The sequence below is a fragment of the Planktotalea sp. genome (assembly GCF_050633725.1).
In the GTDB taxonomy this organism is placed as follows: domain Bacteria; phylum Pseudomonadota; class Alphaproteobacteria; order Rhodobacterales; family Rhodobacteraceae; genus Planktotalea.
On the sequence record NZ_JBOEHB010000020.1, the window covers coordinates 13,076 to 29,696 of the forward strand.

Sequence of the window (16,621 nt, forward strand, 5' to 3'; positions counted from 1 at the left end):
TCAAGAACCTGCCAAAAGGCGAGTGGAAGGGCTGGGGCGAAGTTTGGGCCGCTGGTTCGGAAGCGGGTTGGGGATTGTTCCTGATCGTGATCATCCTTGGTGGCATCTATGGCGGTATCTTTACCCCGACCGAAGCTGCTGCGGTTGCGGCCGTTTATGCCTTCTTCATCGCGAGCTTTGTTTATCGTGATATGGGGCCGCTGCACCGCCCTGAAGGCGAGCGTAACCTCTCTTTGATCGAAAAACCCATCGCGCTGGTGACGGCTTTCTTTCACAAGGACACACGCAATACGCTCTTTGAAGCGGGCAAGCTGACAGTGACGTTGATGTTCATCATCGCCAACGCNNTCTCGCTCTTGTCCAAACCGCTTGCCCTGCTCACCGCATGGGGGCACAAGGACACGCGCCACACGCTGTTCGAGGCGGGCAAATTGACCGTCACACTGATGATCGTGATCGCCAACGCCTTGATCCTCAAGCATGTTCTCACGGACGAGCAGATCCCGCAGCAAATCGCGAGCGCCATGCTCAGTGCGGGGTTCGGTGCGGTGATGTTCCTTGTGATCGTCAACGTGATCCTGCTGATCGGTGGTCAGTTCATGGAGCCCTCGGGCCTCATCGTGATCGTCGCGCCATTGGTGTTCCCGATTGCGATCGAGCTCGGCATTGATCCGATCCACCTCGGGATCATCATGGTGGTGAACATGGAAATCGGGATGATCACACCGCCCGTTGGTCTGAACCTCTTTGTGACGTCTGGCGTGGCTGGAATGCCGATGATGCGGGTTGTACGCGCGGCGCTACCGTTCCTTGCGGTGCTCTTCGTCTTCCTGATTATGGTGACTTATATCCCTTGGATTTCGACGTTCCTGCCGACCTATTTCATGGGGCCGGAGATCATCACGAACTAGGGCTTACACACGCCAGTGTGGCATCAACGCGTCCGAAGCAATTCGGGCGCGTTATTTTTTTGGCGACCTGTTATGCCAAGCCTAACCCAGCCTTAACAAATCGGTGCCGACTTCACCGTCAACACAGCCTTGGCGTGCCGTACTCTTTAAATCAGCGACACCCGCTATCGTTATAGCCCTTTGCTGAGTGATGAGAACGAAGAGATCGCCGAGCGGTTAGGGCGGTTGAAAGCCAACACGCGAAGTTGGGGCTTTGGCTTGTGCGTCGAAGTCGACTTCTCGGTGCCAGCCGAGCGTGTCGTGCGAAGCTCATGGAATGGGCTGAGAAACGGAATGTGCGGCTCGAATGTATCCAACCCGGAAAGCGCCAACTGAATGCTTACATTGAGCGGTAAAGCCGCACTGTTCGCGGTGAATGGTTGGGGCAATATATCTTTGAAGCTATCGAGGAGGCACAAGAGCAGGCGACTGAATGGCTCTGGACTTACAATAACGAGCGATTCAACATGGGTATCGGCGCCCTGACACCCGCCATGAAACTGAAGGCAGCCGCTTTAATTTTACGGCTGGATCCCACTAAAAATGGGGGGATTACCAGTGCACTGATCGCCAAGGACCTAGCGTATAACAGAACTCTGTTATACGCGCTTCACTTTTCCTGCTCCAAGCCAGTCTAGCTGCGATTGAACAATTTGTTGTATTTGGAGCGGAACAAATCCCTGCCTTTGATCCGGCTGGTTAAGAAATTTCCTGCCGTAAAGAGAAGTAGGAACGAGTTGCCTTTGTTGGGGCCAAGCGGCACCAGAATGGGCGCTTTGCCCCAAGGTTTGTAGGGTTTGGTGTCCTCAACCTTGCCGCCGTTTACCAATGAGGTCAAAAGCTTGGCAAGCCAAGGGGTTTGGCGGCTGATGGCCACGATGGTCATGGCATCGCCGTTATCGGCAATGTCGCCCGCTGCAAAAACGTTCGGCAAGCTGGACGGGCGCATCCAAGGGTCTGTTTTTACGCGATTTGCATTGCTTTTGACCGTTTCGGGAAGCTGCTCTAACAACCCGGATGTTGCGCGCGAGCCGATCACAGGAAAGATCAGATCAGCGGTGACTTCGCTTGCGTTGCTCAGCTTTAGCGTGCCTTTATATGGCTGCGTCAAGCTTTCGAGGTTTTCGGCGCGCGCGCCAGTGATGACGTTCACGCCTGCCGCTTTCAACTTACCCATCAGGCCGCGACCCAGTGCCTTTGGCATCGTCGGGAAAAGCGAAGTATCGCTGGATATCAGCGTGACGGATTTTTCTGGCATGAAATGCGCGATTTCGCCTGCAAGCTCTGTGCCAACAGCGCCAGCGCCAACGATTGCGACACTGTTTGCTTGCGTCAGCATAGTGTGAATTCGGGCACTGTCGCTGCGCAGCCCTTCAATTCCCGTGCTTGTGGGCTTGAACGGGATCGCGTTGCTGGAACCGGTTGCAACAACGATATAGTCGGCTTCAATGCGGCTGCCGTCTTCAAGCGTTACGCCCGTTTCATCAACGCTTGAAGCGCGTGCCTGAACGATTTTTCCCTGCGTAAGCAAGTTGTCATAAGGGATTAGCGCGGTCTCAAGCACTGACGGGTCAACAACGGCGCGGATCATCGCAGGGGCCTGCACAAAGTGGCTGTTCTGCTCGATGAGCGTCACCTCGGCTGCACCCTCAAGCGATTTTGCGAGTTCCGCGCCAAGATTGCCGCCGCCGATAATTGCGATGCGTTTGCTCATAACATGTGTCCTTTGTGTGCCGTGATGTTGCACTTTGTCGTTTCGAAGATCATATAAGGGGAGTGAAAACGGAAAACAATAGACTTAAGTCCATGGTTTAAGGATTTGAAATGCGCATTGGTGAACTTGCTGAAAAGTCAGGCGTGAGCCGCGATACAATTCGGTTTTATGAACGCAACGGATTGATTACCTCGACAGCAGGGGAAAGCGCGACGAATAACTATCGCGACTATCCCGAGGACAGCTTGATCTGGCTGCGGTTCTTTAATGGTGCCCGCGAGGCGGGCATGTCCGTTGCTGATTTGCGCAGCATTGTTGAGGCGGTCGCAGGCAGTTGTGATCAGGATCATGCGCGCAAAGTCGTCCAGCAGAAAATCGCAGAGCTGAAAGAGCGCGCCAAGCAGATTGAAACGGTCGTTGAGTTTCTAGAGGCTTCCATTTCATCGTGAGCCTATGGCTCGATTAGCCTGCTAAGATCCGCGCGAGATAGACCGCTCCAAAAAGCACGGGTTGGTGGATCAGATAAATCGCAAGGCTATGTTGCCCCGGCCATGACAGACATTTTGCGAGTGGCTTAGTGGGATCAATCAGCGCCGCGATGTTTGGCCATTTGCCTAAGCGCGCGATCAATTGCGCGGCGGCCATTCCGATGAGGAATACGCCAAGCCACGGAATAAGCGGTACGTAGTCGACCATGCCAGGCATCGGCGCTTTGGTTACGCCAATCCAGAGCAAACGCACGTCGCCGAGGAACGGCCAGTTTGCGAGGTGGGGCAGGCCGAGGATGATCGCCCCGCTTGCAAGTGTCAGCCAGAAAGGCGCGCGCAACGCCAGCGGGCCAAGTAGGCTCGCGGCAAAGAGCAGATGCAAGATGCCAAAGCGCACGAAAGCGGGGCCATTGGCGAAATAGGTGCCAATCGTCACCGCGGCCGCCGCAAGGGCGAGCATGGCGAGCCTGCGCAAATACTTGCGCAGGGCAAGGGGCCCGCCAAGCGTCGCGATCACAAGGCTGACGCCAGACAGGAAGATAAAGCTGCCAGCAATGCCTTGAGCGAACAAGCGCCACTCTAGGCTGGCCATTGTGCCTTGCGGCGCAAAGCCAAAGAGTTCCAGATCATAGGTGAAATGGAAGATCACCATCGCGATGAGTGCGAGTGTTCTGGCTATGTCGATCAGCGCGACTCTGGGCTGTGCTGGCATTGTTGAATTCCTTCGCGCTGGTTTTGCGCGCTAGAACTCTCCTCTATAAGATGAAATCGCACGCGCCTAGTCCAAGCGTGTCGGTGAGAAGAATCCGCATATCGCCAGAGCCATCGCCATCGGTGTCCAGATAGACCTTTGAGTGCCCACTCGCGTACTCTTTGACCCGCAGTTCTGCGTCTCCCGTGCCCGTGAATGCAGCGTCGCCGATGAATTCCAGAACACCCGAAACAACGGCGGCGACATCAATAAGATCGCCCGTTTCAAAGTAGAGAATTTCATCGCGGTCACCGTCGTTGGTGCTCTCAGAGATATCGTTGAACACAAACGTATCAAGGCCAGATCCGCCGATCAGAAGGTCTTGGCCGCCGCCGCCATTGAGCGTGTCATCGCCGGAGCCGCCCTTAAGCGTATCATCACCATTGCCACCTGAGAGATCATCGTCATCGCGCCCGCCCTTCACGATGTCATCACCTTTGCCACCAAAGAGAACGTCATCGCCGCTCGCGCCGCGCAAGGTGTCGGTGCCACTGTTGCCATCCAGCGTGTCATCGTCCTTGCCACCTAAGAGCAAATCACTGTTATCACCGCCTGCGAGTTCATCATCACCGCCGTGACCGCGCAGCGTGTCAGCGCCCGCCTCGCCGAAGAAGACATCCGCTTGAGATGCGCCGATCAATAGATCTTGGCCGCCGCCGCCGAGCACGTCGCCCGCTACATAGCCGTTGCCATTGGCGTAATATTCATCCTCGGAGCCACCTAGTCTGACATCCCCATCAATGAAGCCTGTGTTTTGCAGGAAAGTGCTTCCATTTGCGTTTGACGCATCAATATCGCCCAGGATCGAACCCGAGTTATAATACTCTGATCCCGCGCCTTGATCTTCAATCGCGACGCCGCTCGTCCCGATGAGCGTTCCTGAATTTGTGAATGTCAAAGAATTTGCAAAGCCAGCCTGAATGAGCACGCCGATATCAGCCGTCATGTCGCCAGAGTTTATGACTGTATTGTTTCCGTTGCTGTTCGTGCTGGAGAACACTGCGCTTCTGTTGGCGGAGTTGACGGTGCCAGAGTTAATAAATGTCCCACCCGAATGCCAAAAAGCAGCTGCTGACGAATAGGTTTGGTCACTGGTTAGCACAACAGAGCCGGTATTGGTGAACGTGTTACCGCCGACGGTTGAGACGAAGGAAACACCTGTGCCTGACGTGACTTGCCCGTGATTGATGATGTGACCATCGGTTGAAAAGCCCTGAAACTCCGCAAGAGCGAGATAGCCGCCAAAGGTATTTTGGAAGACCTGAGCATTTTCGGTGATCACGATGTTTGCGCGAGCTCCACTGTCTATTTCAAAAGCAAATCCATTGCTTGAAACAACGATCAGACCGTCGATAAAGATTGAGATATCATCGCCGTTCAAAGTAAATGCATCGCCCGAAGCGCGCCGCACGCTACCGCCTTCCAGAACATAGGTGATATCATCATCGCTTAGGGCTTGAACGACATTTACTTCGGTTTCGATAAAGGTGAAGGCCATAGAAATTTCCTATCTAAATTGAAAAAGAACGCCGCTCGAAGTTGCGGCGTAATGAATGGCTGGAAATCTAGATCAAAAGACAAGAAAAAATCAAACGCAGAATGTGCGGATGCGGTCTTTGCAAATTCATTTTCTCTTGAGGTAGGGTGCCTGCATCTTGAGTATTCGAAAACTCAAAATGCCACTGGCATCCCGTAGGGGAATCGAACCCCTCTTTCCAGGTTGAAAACCTGGCGTCCTAACCGATAGACGAACGGGACGCTCTGTGGCGTGAGGCGACTTCTAGGCAAAGACGCCGAGCCGCGCAAGAGCAAAAAACAGTTTTTTCGTAGAAGTTTTTCAGAGGGAAATTTCAGCCAATTCAAGCAGGTGCTGCGTCTTCTAAACGAAGCTGCGGACTCTGGCGTCCGCCCCATGAATTTACCTCTAAACGGCCCGCCAGATGGAATCTCTGGCCGTTGTGATTCTCAAGGGCTGGGCCGAGCGGGGTATCCATCGCGCCAAAGCAAATTGCTTCAAGACGTGCGCCAAGCCCATCGCCGAAGGTGACTTTTAGGTGGCTTTCGCCCACGCGTTTGGCAAAGCGAATCTCAACGTCTGGAAAAGCAAAGCGCGGGGCAGGGGCACCTGCGCCAAAGGGACCAGCCTGTTCGATTTGCTCGATCAACTCGACCTGCGCTGCACCGGGCATGAGCATGCCGCCATCGAGGCGCAGATCGGCAGGGCCAGCATCGCCCGCTCCCTGTTTGGCCATAAGTTCGGACAGCCGCGCCATTGCAGGTTCGAGCTGCGCGCGAGACAAGCTGAGGCCCGCCGCCATTTTGTGACCGCCACCTTTTTCAATCAGCCCTTCATGCGCAAGGCGCTGGATTGCGGCCCCGAGATCAACACCAGAGATCGAGCGACCTGAGCCTTTTCCAGCATTCCCATCAAACCCAATAACGATCGATGGACGATGCGCTGCATCTTTGAGGCGGGACGCAACAATGCCAACAACTCCGGGGTGCCAGCCCTCGCCAGCTGCCCAAACGAGCGGCGCGTCAAAGCCACGTTCTTCGGCTTGCTCCAGCGCGGCCGCGCGTACTTGGTTCTCTATGTCACGGCGTTCGGTGTTGAGCATATCAAGGCGCTCGGCCATTGCAGAGGCTTCGTGTGGATCGCGCGTAGAGAGCAGGCGCGCGCCCAGGTCGGCTTTGCCAATGCGCCCGCCTGCGTTGACGCGTGGGCCAAGCAGAAAGCCGAGATGATAGGAGCTAGGCGCGGTATCCATGCGCGAAACATCTGCGAGTGCTGTGATGCCGACGCGTTCACGGCGGCCCATAACGGTAAGGCCTTGGCGAACCAGAGCGCGGTTCACACCAATTAGCGGCGCAACATCCGCGACGGTGCCTAGGGCCACAAGATCGAGCATGTTCAACAGGTTCGGGCCTTGCGCCCCATCTTCACGCAGTTGGCGACCTGCTTCAACGAGCATCAAGAACACAACGCCGGCGGCGCAGAGATGGGCCAGATCTCCAGTCTCATCGGCGCGGTTTGGATTGACCACAGCAAGAGCTGGCGGGAGCGTTTCGCCCCCTAAATGGTGGTCCAGAACGACAACATCCGCGGCTTTTGCCGCAGCGATAGGGCCATGAGAAAGCGTGCCGCAATCGACGCAGATGATAAGGTCATGTGTGCTTGCGAGCATCGACATAGCCTCATCATTGGGGCCATATCCTTCGTCTATACGATCAGGCACATAAAGCGTTGCGCTTTGATCGAAGTGACGCAACCAGTCGATGATCAAGGCGGCGGAGGTTCCGCCATCGACGTCATAATCCGCGAAGATTGCGATTTTCTGACGGGCTTTGACCGCAGCGAGGATGCGCGCAGTTGCCTTTTCCATATCCCGCAATGAGCGCGGATCGGGCAGCAAATCTTTTAAGGTCGGCGCGAGAAAGGCGTCTGCATTTTCGGGCGCAACTCCGCGCTTGGCCAAGACGTTACAGAGCGGGGCAGGCAGGCCCGTGGCCTGCGCCATTGCTTCAGCGTGGCGCGCGATTTCAATATCCGGGCCGACCCAGCGCCGACCCGTTAAAGAGCGTTCCACATTTAGGAACGCGCCCATGTTTAGTCTGCAGCAGTCGGGTTGCGGTAGGTCATGCGACGGACCGATCCGGTCTTTGAGCGCATGATCAAGGTCTCGGTTGTGACATAGCCAACTTCGCGTTTGATCGCAGGCAAAAGCGTTCCGCCCGTCACGCCAGTTGCGGCGAAGATAACGTCCTGCGTTACCATTTCGTCGCGGCTGTAGATGCGGTCGAAATCAGTGATGCCAGCTTTGGATGCTCGGCCCCGTTCGTCATCGTTGCGGAACAACAGGCGGCCGAAGATTTGACCGCCCATGCATTTTAGCGCGGACGCTGCGAGAACGCCCTCAGGTGCGCCGCCAGAGCCCATATACATATCGATGCCTGTCAGTTCAGGTTCCGCGCAGTGCATAACACCCGCAACATCGCCATCCGTGATCAAGCGAATGGACGCGCCTGTCGAGCGCACTTCAGCAATCATTTCTTCGTGGCGCGGACGCTCAAGAATACAAACGGTGATGTCGGACGGAGCGCAGCCCTTGGCAGAGGCCAGCGCCGAAACGCGCGTCGCGTAGGGCATATCAAGCGTAACGATGCCTTCAGGATAACCCGGGCCAATCGCCAGCTTGTCCATGTAGACGTCAGGGGCGTGCAGCATAGAGCCACGTGGACCCATCGCGATCACGGTCAAAGCGTTTGGCATATCTTTCGCGGTGAGCGTCGTGCCTTCAAGCGGGTCGAGCGCAATGTCTACGCCCGGGCCATTGCCTGTCCCGACTTCTTCGCCAATGTAGAGCATCGGAGCTTCGTCGCGCTCTCCTTCGCCGATGACAACCACGCCAGCAATGTCGAGCAAGTTGAGCTGCTCGCGCATTGCGTTCACAGCAGCTTGGTCAGCGGCCTTTTCATCGCCGCGCCCGATAAGGCTGGCAGAGGCGATTGCGGCTTGCTCGGCAACGCGGGCAAGGCCCAGCGAAAGCATGCGGTCATTGAAATCTGTTGGCTGAGACATTGGGCTTCCTAACTCGATCTGTTGGAATTTGCCTAGCGGGATGAAGCGCGCAAGACAAGGGCTGCTTGCGCTGACTTTGTGGTGTTTGCGCTGACATTCGGCTTTGGGCGCGAGAGGGTCAGCCGATCCGCGCTCTCGCGAGACAATTTGGACCAAAGACGTAAGACGTTTAAAGATGTTCGATGCGCAGAGCGACGGGCGGCGTTGCGACCACTTCGGTTTTGTTGATTGCGTCGATAGCTTCATTCAAGGCTTGGCGCATACATTTATGCGTGACGATGAGCACGGGCGCGGTTTCATCTTCATGTCCGTACTGGCGCATGCGGTCGATGGAAATACCTGCTTCGCCCAAAATGGTTGCGATCTTTGCCATTGCGCCCGGTTTGTCCTTCAGGCCAACGCGCAAGTAAAAGGGCGCAGGCGTTGAAGCGAGCGCTGGCGTTGCTTTGCTGAGTTGATCTGCGGGCACACCGAAGGTTGGAATACGGATGCCGCGCGCGATATCCATAACATCGCCCATTACTGCGCTTGCGGTTGGGCCCATGCCAGCGCCCGGACCTCGAAGCACGACCTGTTCCACTTGGTTGCCTTCGATCACCACCATATTGGTGCCGCCATCGAGTTGCCCCAAAGGCGAGGTAACGGGAACGAGGCAGGGCGTCATACGCTGTTCAAGCCCGCGACCTGTCATTTGCGTGACGCCGAGGAGTTTGATTTTGAACCCCATGTCAGCGGCATGTTTGATGTCTTGCAGCTCTATCCGCTGGATGCCTTCAAGTTCGACCGCGTCGAAATCAACCTGAGTGCCAAAGGCAACGGAGGCTAGGAGCGAGAGTTTGTGACCCGCGTCGATGCCGCCAACATCAAGGTTGGGATCCGCTTCAAGGTAGCCAAGCTCAGCACATTCATCAAAGAGCGCATTGTACCCGCGCCCCGACTTTTCCATATTGGTCAGGATATAGTTACATGTGCCATTCATCACGCCCATGACGCGCGTGATTTCATTGCCCGCGAGGCCTTCCAATAGCGATTTGATCACTGGGATGCCGCCAGCAACCGCCGCTTCGTAGCGAATGACCTTTCCAGCGTTTTCTGCTGTTTCAGCAAGGGCCTGCCCGTGGTGCGCCAAAAGCGCTTTGTTCGCGGTTACAACGTCTTTACCAGCCGCAAGCGCGGCCTCGACGGCGTCTTTGGCGGGGCCTTCATCGCCGCCGATCAGTTCAACGAAGAGATCAACATCATCACGCTGCGCCAATGCGACAGGATCGGTTTCCCAAGCATATCCGCCTAGTGAGACACCGCGATCTCGTGACTGATCGCGTGCGCTAACCGCCGTGATCACGACTTCGCGGCCTGCGCGTGCGGCTAAAAGGGCTGCTTGCTGGCGTACAATCTTGACGACGCCTGTTCCAACGGTCCCCAGACCGGCAATTCCTAGGCGCAGTGGCGTTTGTTGGCTCATCTGGGGCTCCTTCAGGCGACGGGATTACTTATCTGATTTGCGTTTAGCTATGGTAAAGCACAGGTGCAACGCAGCAATGAGCGCTTTTGCGTTTTTCGCATGCTACTCGGGCTCGGTCGGGGGTGTAATGCCGCCTTCCAAGCGTTTGCGCAATTCATCATCAATAATCGGATCGCTGGTTGTTTGCTCATCTCGCCGCTTTCGCAAAGCATCAATGCGGTCGAGCACCGGGTCTTTGGCTTCCTCCAGATCATCCGCATCGGGCGTATCCAAAAGATCATCGCGGCGTGTTGTGAGATCTTCTTCGACTTCGTCTGTGATGCTTGGCTCTGGTTCTTTGAGCAATGTCTCAAAGGGGATCAGCTTGGGGTAAGGGGTTTTGCTATCAAATTGCGCTTCGGAGACTTCGACCTCTGGAAATTTGCGGCACCCAGGTAGGCTGGCCGCGCCAATCGCGAGAGAGAAAACAACTAAGGCACGCAAAGAGAGCATAAAATCGGATCCGTTTCTTTTGATCCTTTTGACGTAGGGCAAGAGGCGAAGCAAGGTTGTTCGCAAAAGTGGTTTTTTCTGAACGTATGTTCAGATAACATCGCGCGTATGGCACGTACTCAAGGATCACATTCGGCCGCAACAGGCCCGCGCGTGCGCGCAAGTGCGCAGAAATTATTTGCGCAATCCGGCTATGCCGCTGTTTCTATGCGCCAAATTGCGGCGGATGTTGGCGTGCAAGCGGGTGCGCTTTACAACTATACGCCCGACAAACAGGCGCTTTTGTATGATTTGATGAAGCAGCACATGGACGAATTGCTCGCGGCGCGCGCTGCGCAAGAGCCTGCCGATGGACCAGTGGCGGCGCTTGAAGGCTTTACGCGGTTTCACATCCGCTTTCACCTTGATCGTCCTGATGCAGTTTTCATCGCTTACATGGAATTGCGCAATCTTACAGAGCCGCATTTCGCTCAGATTGAAAAGCTCCGTAGCCAATATGAGGGCGAGTTGACCGAGATTTTGAGCGCGGGCCATCGCACAGGCGCGTTCGATGTGGTTGATGTGAAAGTCGCGGCGCGCGCCGTCATTGCGATGTTGACAGGCGTGACGACATGGTATCGCGATAGTGGAGCGCTCAGCCGGGACGCGGTGGAAGAAGTCTATTGGCAAATGGTGCGCAAAGCTGTGGGCGCCTGACAGCCAGTTTATCCGCCTGTGTGGCTCATGTGGCGGGTGACTTGCCCATCGGCTTTTTGACGCGAGTAGTCAAAATCATGCCCCTTGGGTTTCAATCCGATCGCCTTGTGAATCGCGTCCTTCAAAGGAGCATCGTCCTTTGGGTTGTTGCGCAAGGGCGCGCGCAGATCGGCCATGTCCTCTTGGCCAAGGCAGAGATATAGCTCGCCCGTGCAGGTTAGTCGTACGCGATTGCAGCTTTCGCAGAAATTATGCGTCAACGGCGTGATAAACCCGATTTTTTGACCCGTTTCCTCTAGCTGCACATAGCGTGCAGGGCCGCCTGTGCGTTCGCTAAGTTCTGTCACGGTAAATTGCTGCGCCAATTGTCGGCGCAAATCTTTCAACGACCAATATTGTCCAACCCGATCTTCATTGCCGAGATCACCCATTGGCATAACTTCGATCCACGTCAATGCGATGTCGCGCTCTGCGCACCACTGGGTCATCGTGAATAACTCGTCTTCGTTGAAGTCTTTTAGCGCGACCGCGTTAATCTTTACCTTAAGCCCTGCCGCTTGCGCCGCATCAACGCCCTTTAGAACCTGAGCGAGACGACCCCAGCGTGTAACTCGTGCGAATTTATCTTCGTCCAAGGTATCGAGCGAAATATTCACCCGCCGCACGCCCGCCTCATAAAGCGGCTTTGCAAATCGCGCGAGCTGGCTGCCATTGGTCGTTAGGGTAAGCTCATCCAGTGCGCCGCTGTCCAAATGGCGGCTCATTCCTTGGAAAAAGGTCATGATATCACGGCGTACCAGCGGTTCACCGCCAGTGATGCGTAGCTTTTTAACCCCAAGGCCAATGAATGTGCTGCACATCCGATCCAGTTCTTCGAGCGTTAGTAACTCTTTCTTAGGAAGAAACTGCATATTTTCGCTCATGCAATAGACGCAGCGGAAATCGCAGCGGTCCGTAACAGAAACACGAAGATAGGTAATCGCGCGCGCGAAGGGATCAATCAATGGAGCATTCATAGGGCGAAACTAGTGCGCACAGGCGCGCGCTGCAAGGGGACTAAAGGAGGGTGAAACACGATGTTGCGTTCTGCGGGGAAGGCTTTAATCATGCGGGTATGACTCGTACACTTCTTTGCTTTGCCCTTTTAGCGCTTGCTGCCTGCGCGCAGCCTCCACAAACGGCTTTGCCAACGGTGCCCGAAGAATCGGCGGAAGGCCAAATTCGCCCCATGGCGCGTCCAGCGGGCCTGGGCCGTGTGGTGCCGCAAGAGGCACGAACCGCGGAAGAGTTTGATGTAACTACCGCTGAAGAGCGAAAAGCCGCTGCTGAGGCTCCTGTGGAAAGCTCCGAGAAATTACTAGGCGTGACGATTGCTTCGCTTGGGGATCCGGCGCAAGCGGGATTCTGGATCAAAACGCCGCTGGTCAGTGCCCAAGGGACGGGGCGCGTCGTCTATCCTGAGAATGGAAAATCGGTGCAGGTTGATCTTATCCCGTTAGAGGGCAGCGAAACGGCTGGCAGTCGGCTTTCGCTCGCAGCATTTCGCGTGATCGAAGCACCGTTGACAGAGCTTCCAGAGATCGAAGTCTTCTCTGGCGGTTAGAGGCGGCGTTAGCGAGGTAGCTTTCGCGCCGCGTCCTTGCGGGCAAATGGCTTCATTTGGTCACCATGTTTTTCAAGAAATGCGATCACGCGGGGGGCGTCGTGCTTGCTGAGATCACGAAGCCACCAAGAAACTGACTTTTGAATGAACCAAGTTTGATCGCTCACATAGGACGCTGCCCAACCCAGAATGCGATCGCGCGCTTCGAGGTCTTCGGGCTTGGGATTGTTCTGTTTGGTCCAAGGCAACGTGATCACCAACGCCGCGCGGCGGGTCCACATGTGATCCGATTTTGTCCAAGCCTCAACATCATCAAGCCGAGAAGGGTCTGCGGTCAGACGTTTTTGACCTGCCATGCAAGCGTGATCGGCAATAGCCCAACTGTCAAAGTCAGGCGTCCAGCCTTTGATCAACTCCCAAACACCCTCATCAGGGCGAATGCGCGCCTGCGTAAGTAGCTTGGATGCGGCAAGGCGCGCTTCGAAAATGTCTGTGTGCCAAAGCTCGGACGCAAGGCGCACACGGGTCTCAACGTCGAGCGCATTGCGCCACTCTTTGGTCAGATCGTTCAAGTCGGGGTTGGCAATACCAAGGTACTCGCGCGGGTACTTGTGGTACTTTGCCATCCCCTCGGCGCGGCCCTCTTGGATGCGCGCGCGAAGGGCGGCGAGGGCGTCCTCTAAGGTCATTCGACCGTAACAGATTTAGCGAGGTTGCGCGGTTGGTCCACATCCGTGCCTTTTGCAACTGCCGTGTGATAGGCAAGCAATTGAGCAGGGATTGAATAGATGATCGGGCTGATCAGCGTGTGGCACTCGGGCATAACGATTTCGCCCCAAACAGCACCAGCGTCTTGCAATCCCTTACGATCTGAAATCAACAGAACTTTGCCGGAGCGGGCCATGACTTCCTGCATGTTTGAAATCGACTTGTCATAGAGGTCATCGGACGGTGCGAGCACGACCACCGGAACCTTCTTGTCGATCAGCGCAATGGGGCCGTGCTTGAGTTCACCTGATGCATAAGCTTCCGCGTGTATATAGCTGATTTCTTTCAGTTTAAGAGCGCCTTCGTGAGCGAGGGGATACATCAATCCGCGACCCAAGAAAAGAATATCTCGCGCTTCGGATAGCTTGCGCGCATGTCGCTTGATTGCATCGGATTGCTCCAAGGCGACGTTCAAAAGCCCCGGCAGAGCGCGCATTGCTGTTGCGGCTTCGAGCAGCTCTGTTTCGGACATCGTTCCGCGATCGCGTGCGGCCTTTAAAGCTAATGAAAGCAAGACTGTAAGCTGGCATGTGAAGGCTTTGGTCGAGGCGACGCCGATCTCTACGCCCGCATAAATCGGGTAGGTTTGGTCGCTCTCTCGTGCGATCGAGCTTTCGGCAACATTTGTGACGGACAGGATCTTGTCAGCCTTGCCCGAGCAGTAGCGTAGTGCCGCCAAAGTGTCAGCGGTTTCGCCTGATTGGCTCACGAACAACGCGGCGGTTTGCGCCGGAATGGGGGGCTCACGATAGCGAAATTCGGAGGCCACATCGACCTCAACAGGAATTCGTGCGAGCTTTTCGAACCAGTATTTCGCAGTGAGGCAGGCGTAGAACGCAGTGCCGCAAGCAACCATCGTCAGGCGCTCGATTTTGGTAAAATCAATATCGCCGCCGGGCAGGACGATTTCATCGCCAGCGGGGGGCAAATAGTTGTTGATCGCCGCGCCGACAACAGCGGGTTGTTCGGCGATTTCCTTGGCCATGTAGTGGTCAAAGCCAGCCTTGTCGACTTTAGCCGTATCGATCTCGATGACGCGCATGTCACGGCCAACTTGATGCCCGTCACAATCCCAGATCATCAGGCTGTTGCGGGTTAGGACGGCGCGGTCGCCTTCTTCTAAGTACGTGATACGATTGGTTAAAGGGGCGAGCGCGATCGCGTCAGAGCCGATATACATTTCATCTGCGCCATGGCCAATCGCAAGGGGCGAGCCCTTGCGTGCGGCAACCATCAGATCGTCTTCCCCGTGGAATAAGAACGCCAGCGCAAAGGCGCCATCCAAGCGTGCGATGGTTTTCTCTGCGGCTTCAACAGGGCCTAGACCCGTGTTCATATAGTGCTGGGTGAGCAACGCGACGGTTTCGGTGTCGGTCTCGGTCACAAAGCCAATGCCGTGTTCCGCAAGCTCTTCGCGCAATTCGCGGAAGTTTTCGATGATTCCGTTATGAACTACCGCAACCGGGCCAGCTTGGTGTGGGTGGGCGTTATCCGTCGTCGGTGCGCCATGCGTGGCCCAGCGGGTGTGACCGATGCCAGACTTGCCCGCGAGCGGATTATGCACCAGCAAATCAGACAGGTTCACCAGTTTGCCAACAGCGCGGCGGCGATCCAAGACACCGTCGTTTACGGTTGCAATGCCGGCACTGTCATAGCCGCGATATTCAAGGCGACGAAGCGCTTCAACCAGTGTGGGTGCTACTTCGTGCTGTCCGAGGACCCCTATAATTCCGCACATTATTCGGCTCCTTTTTGACGTTTGGCTTTCTTTTTCTTTAACATATCGAACAATTTGACAGCGAGGTCCGGTTTGTTCTCTTGCTTGGTGCGTGCCATGGCGAGAGCAGCATCAGGCACGTCTTTCGTCACCACTGTACCGCTCGCAGTCATCGCCTTTGCGCCTACCGAAACGGGCGCAACGAGCAATGTGTTCGATCCAATAAAGCTATCGCTTCCGATTTTTGTGTGATGCTTCATCACGCCATCGTAATTGCAGGTAATGGTGCCTGCACCAATGTTTGCGCGGGCTCCGACATGGGCGTCGCCCACATAAGACAAGTGGTTCACCTTGGCGTTTTCATCCACCACAGCATTTTTGATTTCTACGAAATTGCCGATCTTGGTGAATTCAGCCAGTTCGGTGCCGGGGCGCAGGCGTGCGTAGGGGCCAACCACTGCACCGCGGCTCACATGAGCGCCTTCAATATGGCTGAACGCACGGATATGCGCGCCGTTTTCGACAGTGACCGAGGGACCAAAAACCACGTTGGGTTCGACGATTGTATCGGGGCCGATGTGGGTGTCATGCGAGAGGTAAACCGTCTCGGGGGCGTGCAATGTGACGCCCGACTCCATCAGCGCGTTGCGCGCTTTCGCTTGAAAGATTGCCTCGGCTTCGGCCAGTTGCACACGCGAGTTGACGCCAAGGGTTTCGCTTTCATCGCAGGTGACGGAGGTCGCGCTAAGCCCTTTGGATTGCGCGATTTCAACGATATCTGTGAGGTAATATTCACCCGAAGCATTGTCGTTGCCGACCGCATCAATAAGATCAAAGAGGGTTTGCGAGTTTGCGCAGATAACACCACTATTACAGAGCGTTATGGCGCGTTCTTCGTCTGATGCATCCTTAAATTCGACGATCTTGGACAGGCTGTCGCCGTCCATAACAAGGCGCCCATAACGCCCAGGATCGGAGGCCTCAAAGCCCAGCACGATCACGTCATGCGCTGCGCGGGCCTTGATCATCTGATCCAGTGTTTGGGGGCTGATAAAGGGCGTATCACCGTAGAGCACGATTGCATCGCCTTCAAAACCTGCGAGCGCGGATTTGGCCTGAGCGACGGCATGGGCGGTGCCAAGTTGCTCGGTTTGCAAAACCACTTCGGCCTTTTCGTCAAACTCTGAGGCGGCTTTGCCGACCGCTTCAGCGCCATGGCCTGCGATCACAATGGTTTTGGCCGGCTCCAGCGCGTCCGCGCTTTTCATTGCATGCACGAGCAAAGGTGCGCTTGCAACCTGGTGCAATACCTTTGGAAGATCGGATTTCATGCGGGTGCCCTTGCCAGCGGCGAGGATAATTAGAGCAATGCTCATAATAGGGAATACTCTTTGCAATTTG

15 protein-coding genes, 1 tRNA gene and 2 pseudogenes are annotated in these 16,621 nt (G+C 55.6%); 6 read left to right on the forward strand and 12 right to left on the reverse strand.

Features of this window, described 5'->3' with window-relative positions; genetic code table 11:
• From ACRBCU_RS15705 to ACRBCU_RS15715, 3 genes and pseudogenes are all read left to right on the forward strand, one after another.
• Positions 1–346: TRAP transporter large permease subunit (locus ACRBCU_RS15705; RefSeq protein ID WP_431366411.1), on the forward strand; the 346-nt coding region annotated here is incomplete at both ends.
• A gap of 2 nt (positions 347–348) precedes the next feature.
• Positions 349–911 (forward strand): annotated as a pseudogene (locus ACRBCU_RS15710) (TRAP transporter large permease subunit); the annotation flags it as partial.
• 117 nt (positions 912–1,028) lie between these two features.
• Positions 1,029–1,465: pseudogene (locus ACRBCU_RS15715) on the forward strand (integrase core domain-containing protein); the annotation flags it as partial.
• Positions 1,466–1,584: 119 nt separating this feature from the next.
• Here ACRBCU_RS15715 and ACRBCU_RS15720 read toward each other — a convergent pair.
• The gene (locus tag ACRBCU_RS15720; protein WP_431366339.1) at positions 1,585–2,697 is read right to left on the reverse strand and encodes an NAD(P)/FAD-dependent oxidoreductase; all 1,113 of its coding nucleotides are present in this window, start codon (positions 2,695–2,697) and stop codon (positions 1,585–1,587) included.
• A gap of 77 nt (positions 2,698–2,774) precedes the next feature.
• Here ACRBCU_RS15720 and ACRBCU_RS15725 point away from each other — a divergent pair, with 77 nt between their 5' ends.
• On the forward strand, positions 2,775–3,113 hold the full coding sequence (locus ACRBCU_RS15725; protein WP_431366340.1) for a MerR family transcriptional regulator: 339 nt from the start codon (positions 2,775–2,777) through the stop codon (positions 3,111–3,113).
• Positions 3,114–3,126: 13 nt separating this feature from the next.
• Here ACRBCU_RS15725 and ACRBCU_RS15730 read toward each other — a convergent pair whose 3' ends face one another.
• The 7 genes from ACRBCU_RS15730 to ACRBCU_RS15760 form a co-directional block, all read right to left on the reverse strand.
• Positions 3,127–3,864: a heparan-alpha-glucosaminide N-acetyltransferase gene (locus tag ACRBCU_RS15730; protein ID WP_431366341.1), complete on the reverse strand. Its 738-nt coding sequence runs from the start codon at positions 3,862–3,864 to the stop codon at positions 3,127–3,129.
• 43 nt (positions 3,865–3,907) lie between these two features.
• Positions 3,908–5,401, reverse strand: a complete 1,494-nt coding sequence (locus ACRBCU_RS15735; protein ID WP_431366342.1) for a calcium-binding protein — start codon at positions 5,399–5,401, stop codon at positions 3,908–3,910.
• Between the two features lie 185 nt (positions 5,402–5,586).
• Positions 5,587–5,661 (reverse strand) — tRNA-Glu (locus ACRBCU_RS15740).
• Positions 5,662–5,762: 101 nt separating this feature from the next.
• Positions 5,763–7,508 (reverse strand): single-stranded-DNA-specific exonuclease RecJ, encoded by a 1,746-nt coding sequence (gene recJ, locus ACRBCU_RS15745; RefSeq protein WP_431366343.1) that lies wholly within the window; start codon positions 7,506–7,508, stop codon positions 5,763–5,765.
• Between the two features lie 2 nt (positions 7,509–7,510).
• The gene (glpX, locus tag ACRBCU_RS15750; protein ID WP_431366344.1) at positions 7,511–8,482 is read right to left on the reverse strand and encodes a class II fructose-bisphosphatase; all 972 of its coding nucleotides are present in this window, start codon (positions 8,480–8,482) and stop codon (positions 7,511–7,513) included.
• 169 nt (positions 8,483–8,651) lie between these two features.
• The gene (locus ACRBCU_RS15755) at positions 8,652–9,944 is read right to left on the reverse strand and encodes a homoserine dehydrogenase (RefSeq protein WP_431366345.1); all 1,293 of its coding nucleotides are present in this window, start codon (positions 9,942–9,944) and stop codon (positions 8,652–8,654) included.
• Positions 9,945–10,046: 102 nt separating this feature from the next.
• Positions 10,047–10,436, reverse strand: coding sequence for a hypothetical protein (locus ACRBCU_RS15760; RefSeq protein WP_431366346.1), 390 nt, complete (start codon positions 10,434–10,436; stop codon positions 10,047–10,049).
• A gap of 108 nt (positions 10,437–10,544) precedes the next feature.
• Here ACRBCU_RS15760 and ACRBCU_RS15765 point away from each other — a divergent pair, with 108 nt between their 5' ends.
• Entirely contained in the window at positions 10,545–11,132 is a 588-nt protein-coding gene (locus tag ACRBCU_RS15765) for a TetR/AcrR family transcriptional regulator (protein WP_431366347.1), read from the forward strand.
• Between the two features lie 8 nt (positions 11,133–11,140).
• Here ACRBCU_RS15765 and moaA read toward each other — a convergent pair whose 3' ends face one another.
• Positions 11,141–12,148: a GTP 3',8-cyclase MoaA gene (gene moaA, locus ACRBCU_RS15770; protein WP_431366348.1), complete on the reverse strand. Its 1,008-nt coding sequence runs from the start codon at positions 12,146–12,148 to the stop codon at positions 11,141–11,143.
• Positions 12,149–12,246: 98 nt separating this feature from the next.
• Between moaA and ACRBCU_RS15775 the strand changes: the two genes are divergently transcribed.
• Positions 12,247–12,735, forward strand: a complete 489-nt coding sequence (locus ACRBCU_RS15775; protein WP_431366349.1) for a hypothetical protein — start codon at positions 12,247–12,249, stop codon at positions 12,733–12,735.
• 8 nt (positions 12,736–12,743) lie between these two features.
• Here ACRBCU_RS15775 and ACRBCU_RS15780 read toward each other — a convergent pair whose 3' ends face one another.
• Genes ACRBCU_RS15780 through glmU form a run of 3 tightly spaced genes read right to left on the reverse strand, consistent with a single transcriptional unit; the run spans position 12,744 to position 16,596 of the window.
• Positions 12,744–13,424 (reverse strand): DNA alkylation repair protein, encoded by a 681-nt coding sequence (locus ACRBCU_RS15780; protein ID WP_431366350.1) that lies wholly within the window; start codon positions 13,422–13,424, stop codon positions 12,744–12,746.
• A complete protein-coding gene (glmS, locus tag ACRBCU_RS15785; RefSeq protein ID WP_431366351.1) occupies positions 13,421–15,241 on the reverse strand; it encodes a glutamine--fructose-6-phosphate transaminase (isomerizing) in 1,821 nt (606 codons plus the stop codon). The genes ACRBCU_RS15780 and glmS overlap by 4 nt, the downstream gene beginning before the upstream one ends.
• Positions 15,241–16,596: a bifunctional UDP-N-acetylglucosamine diphosphorylase/glucosamine-1-phosphate N-acetyltransferase GlmU gene (glmU, locus tag ACRBCU_RS15790; protein WP_431366352.1), complete on the reverse strand. Its 1,356-nt coding sequence runs from the start codon at positions 16,594–16,596 to the stop codon at positions 15,241–15,243. Before glmU ends, glmS begins: the two co-directional genes overlap by 1 nt.
• Positions 16,597–16,621: the final 25 nt, after the last annotated feature.

What these genes read in the sequence shown, in the direction of transcription:
- ACRBCU_RS15725 (WP_431366340.1), top strand. Translation starts at nt 2,775, where the DNA reads ATGCGCATTGGTGAACTTGCTGAAAAGTCAGGCGTGAGCCGCGATACA.
- ACRBCU_RS15730 (WP_431366341.1), bottom strand. Translation starts at nt 3,864, where the DNA reads ATGCCAGCACAGCCCAGAGTCGCGCTGATCGACATAGCCAGAACACTC.
- ACRBCU_RS15735 (WP_431366342.1), bottom strand. Translation starts at nt 5,401, where the DNA reads ATGGCCTTCACCTTTATCGAAACCGAAGTAAATGTCGTTCAAGCCCTA.
- recJ (WP_431366343.1), bottom strand. Translation starts at nt 7,508, where the DNA reads ATGGGCGCGTTCCTAAATGTGGAACGCTCTTTAACGGGTCGGCGCTGG.
- glpX (WP_431366344.1), bottom strand. Translation starts at nt 8,482, where the DNA reads ATGTCTCAGCCAACAGATTTCAATGACCGCATGCTTTCGCTGGGCCTT.
- ACRBCU_RS15755 (WP_431366345.1), bottom strand. Translation starts at nt 9,944, where the DNA reads ATGAGCCAACAAACGCCACTGCGCCTAGGAATTGCCGGTCTGGGGACC.
- ACRBCU_RS15760 (WP_431366346.1), bottom strand. Translation starts at nt 10,436, where the DNA reads ATGCTCTCTTTGCGTGCCTTAGTTGTTTTCTCTCTCGCGATTGGCGCG.
- ACRBCU_RS15765 (WP_431366347.1), top strand. Translation starts at nt 10,545, where the DNA reads ATGGCACGTACTCAAGGATCACATTCGGCCGCAACAGGCCCGCGCGTG.
- moaA (WP_431366348.1), bottom strand. Translation starts at nt 12,148, where the DNA reads ATGAATGCTCCATTGATTGATCCCTTCGCGCGCGCGATTACCTATCTT.
- ACRBCU_RS15775 (WP_431366349.1), top strand. Translation starts at nt 12,247, where the DNA reads ATGACTCGTACACTTCTTTGCTTTGCCCTTTTAGCGCTTGCTGCCTGC.
- ACRBCU_RS15780 (WP_431366350.1), bottom strand. Translation starts at nt 13,424, where the DNA reads ATGACCTTAGAGGACGCCCTCGCCGCCCTTCGCGCGCGCATCCAAGAG.
- glmS (WP_431366351.1), bottom strand. Translation starts at nt 15,241, where the DNA reads ATGTGCGGAATTATAGGGGTCCTCGGACAGCACGAAGTAGCACCCACA.
- glmU (WP_431366352.1), bottom strand. Translation starts at nt 16,596, where the DNA reads ATGAGCATTGCTCTAATTATCCTCGCCGCTGGCAAGGGCACCCGCATG.